19 protein-coding genes and 2 pseudogenes are annotated in these 18,548 nt (G+C 45.9%); all 21 read right to left on the bottom strand.

Annotated features, from left to right (window positions below; all coding sequences use genetic code 11):
- Window positions 1–229: 229 nt before the first annotated feature.
- The 21 genes and pseudogenes from hemE to DXE44_RS09415 all read right to left on the bottom strand — a co-directional run bounded on the left by hemE (window position 230) and on the right by DXE44_RS09415 (window position 18,546).
- Entirely contained in the window at window positions 230–1,348 is a 1,119-nt protein-coding gene (gene hemE / locus DXE44_RS09515) for a uroporphyrinogen decarboxylase (protein WP_114654216.1), read from the bottom strand.
- Window positions 1,349–1,357: 9 nt separating this feature from the next.
- Entirely contained in the window at window positions 1,358–1,774 is a 417-nt protein-coding gene (locus tag DXE44_RS09510; RefSeq protein ID WP_015420208.1) for a F0F1 ATP synthase subunit epsilon, read from the bottom strand.
- 21 nt (window positions 1,775–1,795) lie between these two features.
- Window positions 1,796–3,196 carry a F0F1 ATP synthase subunit beta gene (gene atpD, locus DXE44_RS09505; protein ID WP_015420207.1) on the bottom strand — a complete coding sequence of 467 codons (1,401 nt, stop codon included), beginning with the start codon at window positions 3,194–3,196 and terminating at the stop codon, window positions 1,796–1,798.
- A gap of 55 nt (window positions 3,197–3,251) precedes the next feature.
- Window positions 3,252–4,121, bottom strand: coding sequence for a F0F1 ATP synthase subunit gamma (gene atpG, locus DXE44_RS09500; protein WP_114654215.1), 870 nt, complete (start codon window positions 4,119–4,121; stop codon window positions 3,252–3,254).
- Between the two features lie 19 nt (window positions 4,122–4,140).
- A complete protein-coding gene (atpA, locus tag DXE44_RS09495; protein ID WP_114654214.1) occupies window positions 4,141–5,682 on the bottom strand; it encodes a F0F1 ATP synthase subunit alpha in 1,542 nt (513 codons plus the stop codon).
- A gap of 45 nt (window positions 5,683–5,727) precedes the next feature.
- Window positions 5,728–6,264, bottom strand: a complete 537-nt coding sequence (locus DXE44_RS09490) for a F0F1 ATP synthase subunit delta (RefSeq protein WP_114654213.1) — start codon at window positions 6,262–6,264, stop codon at window positions 5,728–5,730.
- A gap of 1 nt (window position 6,265) precedes the next feature.
- Window positions 6,266–6,736: a F0F1 ATP synthase subunit B gene (locus tag DXE44_RS09485; protein WP_114654212.1), complete on the bottom strand. Its 471-nt coding sequence runs from the start codon at window positions 6,734–6,736 to the stop codon at window positions 6,266–6,268.
- 63 nt (window positions 6,737–6,799) lie between these two features.
- Window positions 6,800–7,066: a F0F1 ATP synthase subunit C gene (atpE, locus tag DXE44_RS09480; RefSeq protein ID WP_114654211.1), complete on the bottom strand. Its 267-nt coding sequence runs from the start codon at window positions 7,064–7,066 to the stop codon at window positions 6,800–6,802.
- 45 nt (window positions 7,067–7,111) lie between these two features.
- Entirely contained in the window at window positions 7,112–7,987 is an 876-nt protein-coding gene (atpB, locus tag DXE44_RS09475; protein WP_114654210.1) for a F0F1 ATP synthase subunit A, read from the bottom strand.
- Window positions 7,988–8,025: 38 nt separating this feature from the next.
- Entirely contained in the window at window positions 8,026–8,520 is a 495-nt protein-coding gene (locus tag DXE44_RS09470; RefSeq protein WP_114654209.1) for an ATP synthase subunit I, read from the bottom strand.
- Window positions 8,521–8,589: 69 nt separating this feature from the next.
- Window positions 8,590–9,477 carry a ParB/RepB/Spo0J family partition protein gene (locus DXE44_RS09465; RefSeq protein WP_114654208.1) on the bottom strand — a complete coding sequence of 296 codons (888 nt, stop codon included), beginning with the start codon at window positions 9,475–9,477 and terminating at the stop codon, window positions 8,590–8,592.
- Window positions 9,478–9,499: 22 nt separating this feature from the next.
- Entirely contained in the window at window positions 9,500–10,270 is a 771-nt protein-coding gene (locus DXE44_RS09460) for a ParA family protein (protein WP_114654207.1), read from the bottom strand.
- Window positions 10,271–10,295: 25 nt separating this feature from the next.
- The gene (gene rsmG, locus DXE44_RS09455) at window positions 10,296–10,958 is read right to left on the bottom strand and encodes a 16S rRNA (guanine(527)-N(7))-methyltransferase RsmG (protein ID WP_114654206.1); all 663 of its coding nucleotides are present in this window, start codon (window positions 10,956–10,958) and stop codon (window positions 10,296–10,298) included.
- Window positions 10,951–12,876 carry a tRNA uridine-5-carboxymethylaminomethyl(34) synthesis enzyme MnmG gene (gene mnmG, locus DXE44_RS09450; protein WP_114654205.1) on the bottom strand — a complete coding sequence of 642 codons (1,926 nt, stop codon included), beginning with the start codon at window positions 12,874–12,876 and terminating at the stop codon, window positions 10,951–10,953. Before mnmG ends, rsmG begins: the two co-directional genes overlap by 8 nt.
- 263 nt (window positions 12,877–13,139) lie before the next feature.
- Complete coding sequence (locus DXE44_RS09445; RefSeq protein ID WP_114654204.1) at window positions 13,140–14,069, bottom strand: branched-chain amino acid ABC transporter permease; 930 nt, start codon at window positions 14,067–14,069, stop codon at window positions 13,140–13,142.
- Window position 14,070: 1 nt separating this feature from the next.
- On the bottom strand, window positions 14,071–14,988 hold the full coding sequence (locus DXE44_RS09440; protein ID WP_114654203.1) for a branched-chain amino acid ABC transporter permease: 918 nt from the start codon (window positions 14,986–14,988) through the stop codon (window positions 14,071–14,073).
- 21 nt (window positions 14,989–15,009) lie between these two features.
- On the bottom strand, window positions 15,010–16,233 hold the full coding sequence (locus tag DXE44_RS09435; RefSeq protein WP_114654202.1) for an ABC transporter substrate-binding protein: 1,224 nt from the start codon (window positions 16,231–16,233) through the stop codon (window positions 15,010–15,012).
- Between the two features lie 22 nt (window positions 16,234–16,255).
- A pseudogene (locus DXE44_RS09430) lies at window positions 16,256–16,962 on the bottom strand (ABC transporter ATP-binding protein).
- Window positions 16,959–17,704 (bottom strand): annotated as a pseudogene (locus DXE44_RS09425) (ABC transporter ATP-binding protein). Before DXE44_RS09425 ends, DXE44_RS09430 begins: the two co-directional pseudogenes overlap by 4 nt.
- 114 nt (window positions 17,705–17,818) lie before the next feature.
- Complete coding sequence (locus tag DXE44_RS09420; protein ID WP_114654201.1) at window positions 17,819–18,043, bottom strand: DUF3717 domain-containing protein; 225 nt, start codon at window positions 18,041–18,043, stop codon at window positions 17,819–17,821.
- An 8-nt stretch (window positions 18,044–18,051) separates the two neighbouring features.
- Window positions 18,052–18,546, bottom strand: coding sequence for an SET domain-containing protein (locus DXE44_RS09415; RefSeq protein ID WP_114654200.1), 495 nt, complete (start codon window positions 18,544–18,546; stop codon window positions 18,052–18,054).
- Between the last annotated feature and the right edge of the window lie 2 nt (window positions 18,547–18,548).

The raw sequence follows: 18,548 nt of genomic DNA, 5'->3' as shown, positions 1-18,548 counted from the left end.
AGTCTGTGGATATCATTCGCTGCTTTATATTTCTACATATATTTTATAGGAATGCACTTCTGCACAGAATTTCAGCATTTCTATAATTATTATTATAAATCAATGGTTTACATTATTTGCTAAAGGTGAAAGTTGATATTTCTCACGAATCTCACTGTATTTATGATTTTGCACATTTCTGTGCATAACTTTTGCCACAATATTGGCCAAAGTTAGCAATTACTTGTGCTTATTGCTTTGCCCGAAGGGCTTTTGACTTAGAGATTACAGCTTCAGAGAGGGCTGTCACACTTTCAGGTGGCGTAAATTGGTTAATGCCATGACCCAAATTAAAGATGTGGCCATCAAGTGGGTGCAGGCCCGGCTTTAATGCGGGCGCACCAGCTAAGTCTGTCAAAAGATCTTCGACAGCACTTGTGACTTGCTTTGAATCTGAGAACAAGATGAGAGGGTCTAAGTTTCCTTGCAATGCCAAGGGCTTGTTGATGTCTAAAAGCTGCTTGCGAGCACGACTCAATTTCATGGTCCAGTCAATCGCAATAACATCCGCACCAACCTGGGCCATATCATTTAACCAAATACCACCACCCTTGGTGAACATAATTACCGGGATCTTGCGTCCCTCATGTTCACGCGGTAGTAGTGCAATTACCTTTTGCATTGCGGCCAATGACATACGCTGATACCAACCGTCAGGAAGCAAGCCTCCCCAAGTATCAAAAATCATCAATGCTTGTGCGCCAGCTTTTACCTGCTCAATTAAATAAGCGGCAACTGAATACACATTAATTTCAAGAATATGTTCCAGCAAATCAGGTCGGCTAAACATCATTGTCTTGGCATGACGGAAATCGTCAGAGCCAGAGCCATCAATCATGTAGCAAGCCAAAGTCCATGGGCTTCCAGAGAAACCAATTAAAGGAACACGCTGCTTTCCATCCTGAACTAATGCTTTACGAATTTCAGAGACGACATCAAAAACATATTTGAGCTGATCCATATCTGCAACGCGTAATTTTTTAACTGCCTCTTCTGTTCGAAGAGGATTATCAAAACTGGGGCCTTCGCCGACAGTAAATTTCAGGCCCAAACCCATTGCATCGGGAATGGTCAAAATGTCAGAGAACAAAATTGCTGCGTCCAATGGATAACGGTCCAATGGCTGGAGCGTTACTTCAGTAGCGTAGGCTGGATTTTTAGCAAGGCCGAGAAAACTTCCAGCTCTTGCACGAGCATCGTTGTACTCAGGCAAATAACGCCCCGCTTGTCGCATGAGCCAAAGCGGTGTTTGATCAACCGCTTCGCCCAAGCAGGCTTTTAAAAAACGATCATTTAACAGCAAGGAGATGACCGGCTCTTACTTTTTACGACGGAAACGAGCAATAGCTGCAAGCTGTGCCGCTGCCATTGCAAATTCTGATTGAGCCAGTGCCAAATCGAAGTCGGTGCCACGATTTTGCATTGCTTCTTCAGCGCGCTTCTTGGCTTCGTTAGCTTTAGCTTCATCTAAATCATGGCCACGAATAGCAGTGTCTGCCAATACAGTGACATGATCAGGCTGAACTTCTAAATAGCCACCCGCAACAAATACAAACTCTTCATCACCATCGGCTTTTTCAATACGAACTGAGCCTGGACGAATGCGTGTAATCAAAGGAGTGTGGCCGCGCAAAATACCGAGCTCACCATTCTCACCAGGAAGCGCAACAAACTTAGCTTCACCGCTGAAAATAGATTGCTCAGCACTTACTACATCGACGCGTATGGTTGACATAATTTCCCTAGATGAGTTCGATTAAAGCTTCTTAGCTTTCTCGATGGCTTCATCAATTGAACCCACCATGTAGAACGCTTGCTCAGGTAAGTGATCCAATTCACCGCTGCAAATCATTTTGAAACCACGGATAGTTTCTTTCAATGGAACGTATTTGCCTGGTGAACCAGTAAACACTTCAGCAACGTGGAACGGCTGGGACAAGAAACGTTGAATCTTACGTGCACGTGATACGGCTAATTTGTCTTCTGGTGACAACTCGTCCATACCCAAAATAGCAATAATGTCGCGCAATTCTTTGTAGCGCTGCAAAGTCATCTGAACTTCACGAGCAACTTCATAGTGCTCTTGACCAACCACTTGTGGATCAAGCTGACGGCTGGTTGAATCTAATGGATCAACCGCTGGGTAAATACCCAAAGCAGCAATATCACGTGACAACACAACTGTGGAGTCTAAGTGTAAGAAGGTTGTGGCTGGTGATGGATCGGTCAAGTCATCCGCAGGAACGTAAACGGCCTGAATAGAAGTAACAGAACCAGTCTTAGTTGAAGTAATACGCTCTTGTAACTTACCCATTTCTTCAGCCAAAGTAGGCTGATAGCCCACAGCTGAAGGCATACGACCCAACAACGCTGATACCTCAGTACCGGCTAGTGTGTAACGGTAGATGTTGTCAACGAAGAACAAAATGTCACGGCCTTCGTCACGGAATGCTTCGGCCATTGTCAAACCAGTCAACGCTACGCGCAAACGGTTGCCAGGAGGTTCGTTCATCTGACCAAACACCATCGCCACTTTGTCGATAACGTTAGATTCTTTCATCTCGTGGTAGAAGTCATTACCTTCACGAGTACGCTCACCAACACCGGCAAACACTGACAAACCTGAGTGTTGCTTAGCGATGTTGTTAATCAATTCCATCATGTTCACGGTCTTACCAACACCCGCACCACCGAACAAGCCAACCTTACCGCCTTTAGCAAACGGGCAAACTAAGTCAATGACCTTAATGCCGGTTTCCAACAAGTCAACGGAAGGAGAGAGTTCGTCAAACTTTGGTGCTGGCTGGTGAATAGCGCGACGCTCTTCAGTAGCAATCGGACCTGCATCATCAATTGGGCGACCTAGAACGTCCATGATGCGTCCCAATGTTGCTGGACCAACAGGAACAGAAATTGGACCGCCAGTAGATTTCACTTCCATACCGCGACGCAAGCCATCGCTTGCGCCCATGGCAATCGCGCGAACTACGCCATCACCGATCTGTTGTTGCACCTCAAAGGTCAAACCTTTTTCAGCAAATGATTTTTCGCCGCTATCAACTAATGTCAACGCATCATAAATGTTTGGCATTTTGTCGCGCGGGAACTGAATGTCCACCACTGGACCGATACACTGCACGATATTTCCGTTACTCATCGCATTTCTCCGCTTTTAATTCCTGAATTCTTTCGTATTCCTAAACGCTGACCGCTTAAACCGCAGCCGCTCCGCCAACAATCTCTGACAACTCTTTAGTAATAGCAGCCTGTCGTGTTTTGTTGTATTCCAATTGCAATTCGCCGATTACATTCTTCGCATTATCTGAAGCGGCCTTCATGGAGACCATGCGCGCAGATTGTTCTGAAGCCATATTCTCAGCAACAGCTTGATAAATCATTGCTTCTACATAACGCTTGAGCAAGCCATTCAAAATAGACTCTGCATCTGGTTCGTAGATGTAATCCCAAGAATTTCCCGCTTTCTCTTCTGGAGTTAATTCTGCTGGCTCCAGTGGCAAGAGTTTTTCTAAAACAGGCTCTTGTTTCATTGCGTTAACAAAGCGGGTATATGCCAAATAAACAGCATCAATTTCGCCGCGCTCAAACGCTTCCAATTGGGCAGTAATTGCACCAATCAAAACATCCATATGTGGTGTGTCGCCAATCTGAATTGTTTGAGAAATGAGTTTTGCTTTAGAACGATTTAAAAACTGGAGGCCTTTTGAGCCGATGGCAGTGTATTCAATGCCAACATTGCTGCCTTCCATATCGCGCACTTGGTTTGCAATCAGACGCAATACGTTGGTATTTAAACCACCGCACAATCCTTTGTCTGTTGTAACCAGGATCGTGCCAATTTTCTTCACTTCACGAGTTGCCATATAAGCAGGGCGGAACTCAGGATTTGCTTTAGAAAGATTGGCAACAATCTCACGAATTTTTTCAGCATATGGACGCGCATTGCGCATGCGCTCTTGGGCGCGACGCATCTTGGATGCGGCGACCATTTCCATTGCCTTCGTGATCTTGCGCGTGTTTTGCACGCTCTTGATCTTTGATCGTATCTCTTTTGTGTTTGCCATGATTTATGCGAGCCCCCCCTTAGAAAGAGGCTGAACGCTTGTAATTCTCAATTGCAGCACGCAAAGCAGCTTCGTCATCTTTGCTCAAATCTTTAGTCTCTTCAATACGGCCAACTAAATCAGCGTATTTAGATTTCAAGTGATCTTGCAAACCTTTTTCGAATGGCAATACGTTCTTGACTTCGAGGTCATCAAAGCAACCGTTATTCACAGCATAGAGTGAAGCTGCCATTTCCCAAACCTGCAAAGGCTTGTACTGAGCTTGCTTACACAATTCTGTAACACGACGACCGCGCTCTAACTGCTTACGAGTTGCTTCGTCAAGGTCAGAAGCAAACTGAGCAAACGCTGCCAATTCACGATACTGTGCCAAGTCGGTACGAATACCGCCAGACAATTTTTTAATGACTTTAGTTTGAGCTGTACCACCAACGCGTGATACAGAAATACCGGCGTTAATCGCAGGACGTACGCCAGCGTTAAACAAGTCAGTTTCCAAGAAGATCTGACCATCAGTAATCGAAATTACGTTGGTTGGAACGAATGCAGAAACGTCACCAGCTTGAGTTTCAATAATTGGCAATGCGGTCAAAGAACCCGTCTTACCTTTTGCTGAACCATTTGTAAATTTCTCTACGTATTCAGCGTTTACACGAGCAGCGCGCTCTAACAAACGTGAGTGGAGGTAGAACACGTCGCCAGGGTAAGCTTCGCGACCTGGTGGGCGACGCAAGAGCAAAGAAATCTGACGGTATGCAACAGCTTGTTTTGTTAAATCGTCATAAACGATCAAAGCGTCTTCGCCGCGGTCGCGGAAGTATTCGCCCATTGTGCAACCTGCGTATGCTGAGAGGTATTGCATTGCTGCAGACTCAGAAGCACTTGCTGCAACAACCACGGTGTACTCCATTGCGCCTAGCTCTGTGAGCTTGCGAACAACGTTAGCAATAGTAGAAGCTTTTTGACCAATCGCAACGTAAACGCAATAAACGCCTTTACCTTTTTGGTTAATGATTGCGTCGACAGCAACCGCTGTCTTACCTGTTTGACGGTCACCAATGATTAACTCGCGCTGACCACGGCCGATAGGAACCATCGCATCAATCGCTTTCAAACCAGTTTGTACTGGCTGGCTAACGGATTGACGTGCGATAACGCCTGGAGCAACTTTTTCAATAAAGTCAGTCAACTTGGTATTGATTGGGCCTTTGCCATCAATCGGTTGACCGAGTGCGTTTACAACGCGACCGAGCAACTCTGGACCAACTGGAACTTCCAAAATGCGGCCCGTACATTTAACTGGGTCGCCTTCTTTAATGTGGGTGTACTCACCCAATACCACAGCACCAACTGAATCACGCTCAAGGTTCAACGCGAGGCCGATTGTGTTGTTAGGGAATTCCAACATTTCGCCCTGCATAACACCAGACAAGCCATGTACGCGGCAAATACCGTCGGTCACTGAAATTACAGTGCCTTCGTTGCGAAGTTGGGAATCAACACCCATTTCGCTAATTCGGCTTTTGATCAGTTCGCTGATCTCGGAAGGGTTGAGTTGCATTACTTGCTCCTGGGTCTTATTTCGTATGTTCTTAATAGGGATAACTTATGCGCCAAGACTTGCTTGCATTTGAGCTAACTGTGCTTTAACAGAACTATCCATTACCTCATCACCAACCTGAATGCGTACTCCGCCAATCAACGCAGGATCTATTTGAATAGTTGGGCGCAATTCTTTACCCCCAAAGCGCTTCTTCAAACTTGACAACAAATCATTTAACGCAGAGCCCTCTAATGGGAATGCGCTAGTAAGCATTACTTCTGCCGCACCCTCGCTCTGATTCTTCATTGCCTCAAATTGACGAGCAATTTCCGGAATCGCAGATAAGCGATGGTTTTGATTTACAAGATTTAAAAAGCTTGCGACTTTGTCGTCCAGCTTTGTCTTCACCATGCCGGACAGTAACTTGCTTAAATCATCTGCGGATACTTTTGGATTGTTTGATAAAGCGGCAACTTCTGGCAATGCAGCGAGCTGCGCCAGTTCATTTAGCTGCTCTAAACAAGCAGAAAGCTCAGCAGACTTGGCGCTTTGAAAAAGTGCTTCAGCGTAAGGGCGTGCAATCGTGGCTAATTCAGCCATATCAAAGTTCTGCCTTTAGTTGATCAAGCAATGCGCCGTGTGCTTTTGCGTCAACTTCACGACGCAAAATTTGCTCTGCACCTTTAACGGCCAACACTGCCACTTCTGTGCGCAATACCTCGCGTGCACGTGTAACTTGCTGATCTGCGTCTTGCTTAGCTTGAGAAATAATGCGAGCTGCTTCAGCTTGTGCGTTGACGCGAATTTCTTCAGCGGACATTTGTGCACGTTTTTCTGCTTCAGCAACGCGTTGCATACCTTCTTGGCGTGCTTTGGTTAATTCTTGCTCTGCTTCATTGCTTGCTAATGCGAGCGCTTCTTTACCGCGCTCGGCAGCAGCTAGGCCGTCAGCAATTTTGCTTGAACGCTCATCTAACGCCTTAACTAGCGGTGGCCACACAAAACGTGCAACAACCCACCATAAGACGAAGAAAACGATCATTTGCGCGAATAGGGTCGCGTTCAGATTCACGATATTCCTTTCAGTATTGTTGAGAACAGTTGGATGACCCGATGGTCACCCACGCCAAAACAATTACTTAATAACTGCAAGCAGTGGGTTTGCGAAAGCAAACAACATTGCAACACCAACGCCGATCAAGAACGCAGCGTCGATCAAACCAGCCAAAAGGAACATCTTAGTTTGGAGTGGCTCCATCAATTCTGGTTGACGTGCACAAGCTTCGATGTACTTACCACCCATCAATGCAATACCTAAACAAGCACCAATCGCGCCGAGGCCGATGATGATGCCGATAGCGATTGCTGTGAAACCTTGAATGTTTGCGAAAAATTGTTGCATGTTGCTGACTCCTGAAGTTAAAGAGATAAGTTAAAAATAAAAATCTTAGTGGTGGCTATGCGCTTGCCCGATGTAGACCAAGGTCAACATCATAAAAATAAAGGCTTGTAACAAAATAACCAAAATGTGGAAGATGGCCCAAGCTGATCCTGCAATAACATGACCCACCAATCCGAACAGAGATAAATCTAAATTAAATGTCCACACACTACCTAGCAATGCAATCAGCAAGAAGACCAGCTCTCCAGCATACATATTGCCGAAAAGTCGCATTCCCAATGAAACACCTTTAGCAAGATATTCGATAATGTTCAAAGCAAGGTTGAATGGGGCTAGGTACCACTTTGCACCAAACGGGGCGGAAACAAGCTCGTGCAAGAAGCCGCCAAAACCTTTTACTTTGAAGCTATAAAAGAAAACCAAAAGCAAAACAGGCATGGACATACCCATGGTCGCATTTAGATCGGTTGTAGGAACAACCTTATGATGCGGCACATGAACACCAAAACCTTCAATGAAATGGTTTACGCCTAAAACCCAATCCACAGGCACCAAGTCTAAAGTGTTGAGCAAGATGATCCAAAAGAATACGAATAGCGCAAGTGGGGCAATATAAGAGCGGTCGCCATGAACAATGCTCTTAGATTGTGTCTCTACCATTTCTACAATCATTTCAACAAAACACTGGAAACGACCTGGCACACCAGGAGTTGCACGACGTGCTGCAATCAACAAAATAAATACGGCGAGCAAGCCCATAGCTGATGCCCAAAAAATCGTATCTAAATTAATGATGCTGAAATCAATGATGGACGACTGTGGCCCACCTGTACTGTTGAGGTTTTGTAAGTGCTCAGAAATGTACGCTGTTGGCGTCATTTGCTCGGCAGCCGCGTGGGCTTGGTTTACTTCGCTAGACATCTCTTAAAAGTCCTTTGGTTCAATCACATTTATTACTCTTAGCGCCACAACCACGCTAGCCAAACACGCTTAAGGGCCAGCACATAAGTCACCAAAAGTGGGGCCCAAAGCACGCCCGGGATCCAAAATGCAACCCCTAAAAACAGCATCAAGGTAACGACGATTTTGATAAATTCGCCAGAAACCAATGCTGCCAAATAATTCCCTGGATTCAATATCTGCGTTTTTTTCGCCAACTCCAACCGAACTAAGAAAAGGGCAGAAGGCAAGACGCTAATTAAACCACCTAAAAAGGCCGACTGAGTATAAAGGCTAACCCCTATCGGCTCCCCAAAAATTGACCAAATCACCATACTAAGCGCGGTAATCGCTACTTGTGCAGCCAAAATCTTCCAGGGAGACAGCGGGGGGTGTTTAATGGCATTACTAGCTTGCAACGCCGCCATTTCCTCTTTACTTAAAACCCGATATGCCTCTTCTTCGGGTTCATCCCAGTCATTTACCTCGGAAAATCGATTTTTTTGAGGAATCAATTTAGCCCCGAGAGTTTAATGTGTGCAGTGCAATATGTCAAAGGATTTGGAAACATATTTCTGCCCAATTTAGGCCTCAATACCCAGCTTTTTAAGCAATGAATCCAGCTCATCAAACTGACTAAATTGAATCCTGAGCTCGCCACCCTTGCCTTTAAACTTTAATTCCGCATTCAAACCTATTAAATCAGCGATTTCTTGTGTTAAACGGCGCATATCTGCGTCGTGAGCTGGAGCATCAGCGCCGGCCTTAGTTTTAGTCTTTTTATCGCCAATCTGACCTCCGGCCAGCGCAAGGGCTGTAGCCATCCTTTCAGCCTCTCGAACTGACAGCCCTTGAGCTGCAATTCTTTGGGCCAGCGCAACTTGACTGGCACCTGAAAGTGGCAATAGAGCGCGTGCATGGCCCATATCAATGTCGCCTGCCAAAAGCATGGCTTGCACTGGTTTTGCCAATTGGTTTAAGCGAAGCAAATTCGTTACCGCACTACGTGACTTGCCTACCGCCTTTGCCGCTTGTTCGTGCGTAAAACCAAACTCTTCAATCAGTCTTGCGAGCCCTTGAGACTCTTCCAGCGGATTCAAATCTTCGCGCTGCATATTCTCGACTAAGGCCATTGCTGCAGCGGCCTGGTCGTTGGCACCAGAAACTAAAACTGGTACCTCTTTTAAGCCGGCTAATGTTGCCGCACGAAAGCGACGCTCGCCAGCAATAATTTCATACTTACCAGGAGCAACTAAACGCACCAACAATGGTTGCATCACACCTTGCTCACGAATACTTTCAGCCAACTCTTGTAATGCAACCGCTTCCATTTTTTGACGCGGTTGATATTTACCAGCCTGCAATGCAGTCAATGGCAAACGATTAATTTCTGCTGTGGTTTCTTTTTTCGCCTTATCACCAAGCAAGGCCTCTAAGCCGCGACCTAAGCCCTTTTTCTTTATTGCAACCATAATATTTTTATGTTCCTAGGTTTTACATTTGCTTAATACGTTCGATCATCTCGGCACCAAACTCCAAGTAGGCTTTAGCACCACGCGATGATTTATCAAACGCCACCCCAGGAAGCCCATAGGACGGGGCTTCGGCCAGGCGGACGTTGCGAGGAATAATGCTCTTAAATACCTTGTCGCCAAAGTGCTCAATCAATTGATCGGAAACTTGTTGTTGCAATGTCATGCGCGCATCAAACATGACGCGCAGCAATCCAATAATCACCAAGTCAGGATTTAAGTTGGCGTGAACTTGTTTGATGGTGTTCACTAAATCCGACAATCCTTCTAATGCAAAATATTCACACTGCATTGGCACAATGACGCCGTTCGCTGCGCATAATCCATTCAGTGTTAACAGAGATAATGCAGGCGGGCAGTCAATCAAAATAAAGTCATAATCATTTGCTACAAGAGCCAGCGCATCTTTCAATCTTTGTTCGCGAGAATCTAAATCTACCAACTCAATTTCTGCACCAGCTAAATCACGATTTGCTGGCAACACATCATAACCAGAGCCCTCACAAGGCACTGCGGATTCTTTCACTGATGACAAGCCAATTAACACTTGATACACAGTGCTGTTGAGATCCGCCTTTTCAATACCAGACCCCATCGTGGCATTGCCCTGTGGATCTAAATCGACCAACAAAACGCGTTGCTGATGTCCAGCTAAACCAGCAGCCAAATTCACAGCGGTGGTGGTTTTTCCAACCCCGCCTTTTTGATTCGCAATACAAAATATTTTGGCCATAATTTTTCTTAAAAAATGTCGTGCTTTAAAGGGGTAATTTTCTCACGGGGGATAAGACTAAAAACCTGCGCTCAACCTCCAAATTCGGGATGTGCAGGGGCTCATCGGCCACCAATTGCCAATCATCCATACACACATCTTGCAGCTCCTTATCTGCCCGCTTAGCCTTCATGGCAAATACCAAACCATTTGGGTTGAGAAGGGGGAGGGCAAGCTCTAGAAAGTGGGCAAGATTAGTAAATGCTCTAGAAATCACCGCATCAAACTGTCCGGGCTGTGATTTCGCTACCTCTTCAACGCGCTCACTTAGAACCTGAATATTCTTCAATCCTAGCTTATCGCGAACATGCTGCAAAAATGCCGTCTTCTTGCGGATGGCCTCAATCAAGGTTACATGCCAGCTTGGCTGCAAAATCGCAATGGGTATAGCTGGCAATCCACCACCAGAACCAAGATCTGCAATATTGGGGGTTTCTTGGGTTAGAAATTGGCGCATTATGGGTAAAACAGCAATAGAATCAATGAGATGCAGGCGCACCGAGTTCGTTTCACCCTCAATTGCTGTCAAGTTATGCACCTGGTTCCAGCGCCCCATTTCCTGCAAAAAGAGCTCCAAATCGGCAATATTGACAGCGCTAAGGTTGAGATCCAAGCTCTCAATCCCCAAAGAAACCAAATCATTACTCATGGGCTTCTTCTTGCGTCCGACCCAAACCTTTTTTCAGATGGACTAACAACAAAGAGAGTGCTGCAGGCGTAACGCCAGAAATCCTGCCAGCCTGGCCAAGAGTGCCAGGCTTATGCAGATTTAGCTTTTGCTGCACCTCTTTGGATAAACCAAGAACCTGGGTGTAGTCCAAAGATTCGGATAAAGGAAAGCTCTCGTTATGCTCTTGCCGAGCAATCTCAACAGCCTGCCTATCTATATAGCCTTGATATTTGATAGAAATCTCAACCTGGTCGCTAATTTGTTGCGCTAAACCCAGGTCATCGTCCAATGTTCCTGGCGACCAAAGGCCTTCTGCCAAACCCATGACTGCCTCATAAGTGATACCAGGGCGCCTTAAAAGATCAGCCAAACTGCACTCATGCGATAAATCTTGCCCTAACAACTCGGAGACAGCCTTTGCTGATCCATGTTTTGGCCCAATCCAAATATCTTGTAAGCGAGATGTTTCACGTGAAACAGCCTCTTGTTTTCTGCAAAACGTAGCCCAGCGGTAGTCATCCACCAAGCCAAGCTCGCGCCCACTGGTGGTGAGGCGCAAATCTGCATTATCTTCCCGCAAGCTCAAGCGGTACTCCGCGCGGCTAGTGAACATGCGATATGGCTCTTGAACACCCAAAGTAATCAGGTCATCCACTAAAACGCCAATATAAGACTCACTACGCTTAGGCAACCATGGTTCTTTGCCTTGCACTGCCAAGCCAGCATTAATGCCGGCCAGCATTCCTTGGGCGGCAGCCTCTTCATAACCCGTTGTGCCATTAATCTGGCCAGCAAAGTAAAGACCGGCAATCGCCTTGGTCTCTAGACTATGACGCAAATACCGCGGATCAAAGAAGTCGTATTCAATAGCATAACCAGGGCGCACAATGACGGCAGACTCGAGTCCACGAATACTTCGGACCAAGTTCCACTGAACATCAAATGGCAAGCTGGTAGATATGCCATTCGGATAAAACTCGTTCGTTGTTAGACCTTCGGGCTCCAGAAAGATCTGATGACTATTTCTGGAGGCAAAACGATGAATTTTGTCCTCAATAGAGGGGCAGTAGCGCGGGCCAACCCCCTCAATCACACCCGTATACATTGGTGAGCGATCTAAACCACCCCGAATAATGTCATGTGTCTGTTCATTTGTATGGGAAATCCAGCATGGCACCTGTTTCGGATGTTGCTCTGGTCTACCTAGATAAGAGAAAACCGGTACGGGATCTAAATCCCCGGGCTGCTCCAGTATCACCGAAAAATCAATGGTTCGCCCATCAATCCGGGGTGGGGTGCCAGTCTTCAATCTTCCCTGGGGAAGCTTTAGCTCCTTCAGTCTAGCAGACAAAGAAATGGCGGCTGGATCACCAGCTCGACCACCAGCATAGTTATTTAAACCTACATGAATCTTTCCATCCAAGAAGGTTCCGGCAGTTAAGACCACTTTCTTAGCCGTAAACTTCAGGCCCATTTGTGTAACCACACCCTGGACCTCATCACCCTGAACCAGAAGGTCATCCACGGCAGCCTGGAAGAGAGTCAAATTTTGTTGATTCTCAAGACGACGACGAATCGCCGCCTTGTACAAAACCCGATCACCTTGGGCGCGGGTTGCGCGAACAGCAGGGCCTTTACTTGAATTTAATATCCGAAACTGAATACCAGCCTCATCAGTAGCCGCCGCCATAGCGCCGCCCATAGCATCGATTTCTTTAACCAAGTGGCCTTTGCCAATCCCACCAATTGAGGGATTACAGCTCATGGCGCCTAAATTCTCAATACTGTGCGTAATAAGAAGGGTGTCGCATCCCATGCGCGCAGCCGCAAGGGCAGCTTCAGTCCCGGCGTGACCGCCGCCAACAACAATGACATCGAAGCTCTTTGAATAACGCATGATTTGCCTCAGATAGGGCGATGATCATAGCATTTTGTAGGTTTCACGTGAAACAAATAAATTCCCGACTAACAAAATATGTTGATAATTTGATATAACCCATTGATTTAATTAGGTTTTTATAAAAATACTTGGAAATTGTTGGTGTTAGGTCACCCGCAATGCACATCGCCAAGGGGGCGCATCTCAAGTGAATAGCGGAAGACTTTAAATAAGTACGGCGCCGAAGCGCCGTACTAAAAGCGAATAAGAAAAAACCTAAATCAATTTTTCTTCTTAAAGAGGTGTGTAATTTCGCCAACAACCCCGCGACGGAATGCCAAAACACAGATTACAAAAATGAATCCGGTTGCAATGGTGCTCCACGACCCAATATTAGCCAGGTAGTTTTGTAAGCCGACCACAATACCTGCACCAACCACTGGGCCAAGGATTGTACCCATGCCGCCAAGCAAAGTCATTAAGACCACTTCGCCAGACATATGCCAATGCACATCCGTCAACGTTGCCAACTGGAAGACGAGGGTTTTCAAAGAACCGGCCAAACCAGCAAGTGCAGCTGAAATCACAAAAGAAATTAACTTGAAACGATCAACGTCATAACCCAAAGAAACTGCGCGCGGCTCGTTTTCACGAATAGCCTTTAAGACTTGGCCAAATGGGGAGTGCACTGTACGAACGATTAACGCAAATCCCAATAAGAAAACGGCCAGCACAAAGTAATACATGCTGACATCATCTTTTAAGTCAATCAAACCGAACAGCATTCCCCGCGGCACACCTTGAATACCATCCTCGCCACCCGTGAATGGAAGCTGTACGGCCAGGAAGTACACCATCTGCGAAAGGGCTAGCGTCACCATCGCAAAATAAATACCCTGCCGACGAATTGCTAAAGAGCCAATTAAAAAACCCAAGGCGCCTGAGCCCAGTACACCTAAAGCAATTCCAAGCTCAGGGGACAGGCCGGCCTCTTTACAAAGATAAGCAGTAATGTAAGCAGAGGTTCCAAAAAATGCGGCATGACCAAAAGAAAGGAGGCCCGTGAAACCCAACAACAAATTGAAAGCACAAGCAAAGAGTGCAAAGCACAACACCTTCATTGCAAACACTAAATAGATGAAGCCTTGAAAAGGTAGCAATAGGGCAATTAAAACCAGAATGCCGTACAACAATTTTGTTTTTGAGTGCACCTTATTTCTCCCGGCCGAAAAGTCCAGCAGGACGAATAAGCAACACGATTGCCATGATCACAAATATTACTACGCCAGATGCTTCTGGATAAAACACTTTAGTCAATCCTTCAATTAAACCTAAAGCTAGGCCGGTCAAAATAGAGCCCATGATTGAGCCCATGCCGCCAATCACAACAACCGCAAAAACTACGATGATGAGATTCGAACCCATCAATGGATTCACTTGGAAAATTGGTGCAGCTAAAACACCAGCAAAACCAGCAAGACCCACACCATAGGCATAGGCCAAAGAAATCATTACAGGTACATTGACACCAAACGCTTGAAGTAATTTTGGATTTTCAGTTCCGGCGCGAAGGTATGCGCCCAACTTTGTTCTTTCTATGACAAACCAAGTAGAAAAACAAACCACCAATGAGGCCACCACCACCCACAAGCGATACTTAGGCAAAATAATGCCAATCAACTCTAACGGGATGGCGCCCTGCAATATCTCAGGGGCTGAATAACTCTCACCAGAGATTCCATACCAATGACGAAACATGCCCTCGATAATGAGCGCCGAACCGAAAGTTAATAACAAGCTGTAAAGATGATCCAGGTGATACAAGCGCCTGAGCATGGTGCGCTCAAGTATCAAGCCGAAACCTGCCATCACTAGGGGCACGAGAATTAGCGCAAACCAATAATTAATCGAGAATTCAGGAAAACCAATCCACTGGCCAACTTGAGTTAGGTCAATCCACGCAACGAATGCGCCCATTGTGTACTGAGCACCATGGGAAAAATTAATGATGTTGAGTAGACCAAAAATAATGGCCAAACCCAAACTCAAAATGGCATAAAAAGAGCCATTAATAAGCCCCACCAAGAGCTGAGCAACCAGCCCTTGGTGGGGTAATTCCAAGAAGTTCAAACATGCTTAATAAGAAATAGATTACTTGTTAGTAACCAACTTGCATCGTGACAATGAAAGTGGTTGTGTTGCCTCAGCAGCCGGAATCACTGCTTTGACGTTGTAATAATCCCATGGGCTCTTAGATTCGGATGGCTTCTTCACTTCAAGTAAATACATGTCATGCTCAAACTTGCCGTCAGCACGGATTTTTCCTTTGAACAAACCATCATCAATATTGGTCGATCTCAAAGCCTTCATTACCGCTTGAGTATCATCCGTGCCTGCTTTTTGAACTGCAGCTAAATAGGCGAGAACTGATGAGTAAACACCAGCTTGAACGCTGGTTGGCATGCGCTTATGTTGCAAGATGAAACGCTTAGAAAACGCACGTGTTTTCTCATCTCTATCCCAATAGAAGCCTTCCGTTAGGTACATGCCTTGGGCTGCATTCAAACCCAAAGAATGAACATCAGAGATAAACATTAACAAAGGAACAACCGTTTGTTTTTTGTTGATACCAAACTCTGCAGCTTGTTTAACAAAGTTGTTAGTGTCTTGGCCCGCATTTGCCAGCGCAACAACATCAGCACCACTAGCTTGTGCCTTCAAGAGGTATGAAGAAAAGTCGCTATTCGGAAATGGGTGTTTACTAGTTCCCAGCACCTTACCACCGTTAGCATTAACAACATTGGTCGAATCTTTCTCTAGAGCTGCTCCGAAAGCATAGTCAGCAGTAAGGAAGTACCAGTTCTTTTTGCCCTGCTTTACAACAGCTTTAGCTGTACCGTTTGAAAGCGCGTAAGTGTCATAAGTCCAATGCACGTTATTGGCAGTACATTTTTCATTGGTAATTGGCAGGGAAGCTGCGCCAGACACTAAGGTGATCTTGTTTTTTTGCTCTGCCACTTCCATTACAGCAAGAGCAACGTTGGTTGACACCAACTCAACAATCACATCAACACCATCCTTGTCGTACCACTCGCGCGCTTTATTGGCGGCGATATCTGCTTTGTTCTGATGGTCAGCACTAACGAGCTCAATCTTCTTACCAATAACAGTGCCGTCCTTTGAAAAATCAGCGATTGCCATTTTTGCTGCAATCACCGCACCAGCACCAGCCAAATCAGAATAAGTTGATGACAGGTCTGTTAATACGCCAATCTTAATTACATCACCACTAACTTTGGATGTTTGCGCGAATGCTGGATTTGATCCAAAAAGGGCTGTCGCCACCAGACACGCGGTAATTTGCTTTAACTTCATTTACGTCTCCTATAAATAACCACTAGACACCAAGATACTCATTTAATAAGCTTGCTTTTTCAGTAAGCTCGTTTTGATTGACAACCTCAACCACGTTGCCGTGCTCAACCACATAATGACGATCAGCTAAGGGTGCAGCAAAACGGAAGTTTTGCTCCACCAGCACAATAGTGAAGCCCTTGTTGCGTAAACTAGTTACCACCTCACCCAATTTTTGAACAATCACTGGGGCCAAGCCTTCGGTAATTTCATCCAACAACAGTAGTTTTGCGCCCGTTCTCAAAATATACGTGCCATCGCGAGCATCTGTTGCTCACCACCCGAAAGCCTTGTGCCAGGACTATTACGTCGTTCGTAAAGATTGGGAAACATCTCATAAATCTCGTCTAAACCCATGCCTCCGGGAGCAATCTCTGGCAATAACAACAAATTCTCTTCAGCGCTTAAGCTAGCAAAGATGCCGCGCTCTTCAGGGCAAAAACCAACCCCTAGGCGGGCGATTCTATAGGTTGGCATCGCAATGGTTTGGGTGCCATAAATCTCTACTGACCCCGTTCTTTTGCTAGTTAAACCCAAGATAGTTTTTAAGATGGTGCTTCGGCCGGCCCCGTTACGACCCAGCAGAGTTACCACCTCACCATCACGAACAGAAAAGTTCACGCCATGAAGAATGTGGGACTCGCCATACCAAGATTCAAGGTTTTTAACCTCCAGCGCCACGGTGCTCATATGCTGTCGCCCCCATGGCTACCCATATAAGCCTCGACCACTAAGGGATTACTTGAAACCTCATGATAGGAGCCTTCAGCCAAAACCGAACCCCGTTGCAATACTGTAATTCGGTCGGCAATAGATGAAACCACTTTCATATTGTGCTCAACTATCAAAATGGTGCGGCCTTTGGCCACCCGATCTATTAACTCGGTAACGCGCTCGACATCCTTGTGACCCATACCTTGTGTTGGCTCATCCAACAACATCAGTTCGGGCTCCATAGCCATAGTGGTGGCAATTTCTAGCGCCCTTTTACGTCCGTAGGCCAGGTTTAAGGTTTCCTCATGAGCAAAATCAGCCAACCCAACCTCGCATAAGAGTTCTTCAGCCCGCCCATTAAGCACGTTGAGAGAATCCCCAGACCTCCAAAAATGGAATTCCGTACCCAATCCTTGCTGCAGTGCAACACGAACATTCTCTAAAACAGTTAGGTGTGGGAAAACAGCGGAAATCTGAAATGACCGAACCACCCCACGACGCGCGATTTGGGCGGGCTTCTCTTTAGTGATATCAAAACCGTTAAAAAAATTTGACCCGCGCTGGGCTCCAAGAACTTGGTGAGCAAATTAAAGCAGGTAGTTTTACCTGCACCATTAGGGCCAATCAAGGCGTGGATCGTTCCTCGAGCGACATCTAAGTTGACGTCACTCACCGCAGAAAAACCTTTAAAAGTTTTTCCAAGGCCAATTGTTTTAATATTGTTTCTTGCAAACTCGAATCCTCACACCACACCTTAGGCAAGAGTTTGAGGATACTCCAAGAGAGTGTTAACTAATATAGCGATAACCCTAAAAAATATAGGGTGTGTTGTTTAATTTGTATGGGTGATTTTTAAAAAGGTTTGGATTGCCACCTTAGCCATCTCATCCAACACATCCATGGGAACCCTTTGAGCCCCCTGGACAATCATAAGGGCATAGGGTTTTGCAAGCGCTGCGGCCTCAGGACACAAGTGCAACTCCTCACCAACTGCAGGCGACCGGCTGCGCCAATAGTTGATGGCTGCCTCTAACTCCCGAATGCTAACAAATAACATTTTTAGAATTATTTGCCGTCAAGGGACAACATGGTGCCACGACACTTCTTGGCACCACAACGACACTCGTAGTCTTTTTTCATTTGCTTGGTGACTCGACCCTCAACATCAAGGGAGTAGTCATAAACAAGTTCCTCGCCCACCTTAAGATCACGTTTCGCATAAATAAAGACGCGAGGCTCGCCATCAAAACTATCTTCCCTTGTTTCACAACTGGGCTTGCATGAGTGATTAATCCAACGTGCTGCATTGCCACCATACTTGGCGTCAATGCATCGGCCATCTTCTAATGAAAAGTAAAAAGTATGGTTTGGGTCTTTTGGATCGTGTGGGTGGCACTTCTCTGCCAACTTCCAGTTGATCCGCTCGCCCTTGTACTCAATAATGGCAGCACCCTTTTTAATGGGCTTAGTAACAAATACACCCTTACCGTGAATGGGTGAGGACTTAACAACAATGCAAGACCTGTCTACGCTCGGTACAACCAATTTCTTTTTAGCCATTT

The organism is Polynucleobacter necessarius, from assembly GCF_900095175.1.
Lineage (GTDB): Bacteria > Pseudomonadota > Gammaproteobacteria > Burkholderiales > Burkholderiaceae > Polynucleobacter > Polynucleobacter necessarius_I.
This window is presented reverse-complemented; position numbering and strand designations above follow the sequence as displayed.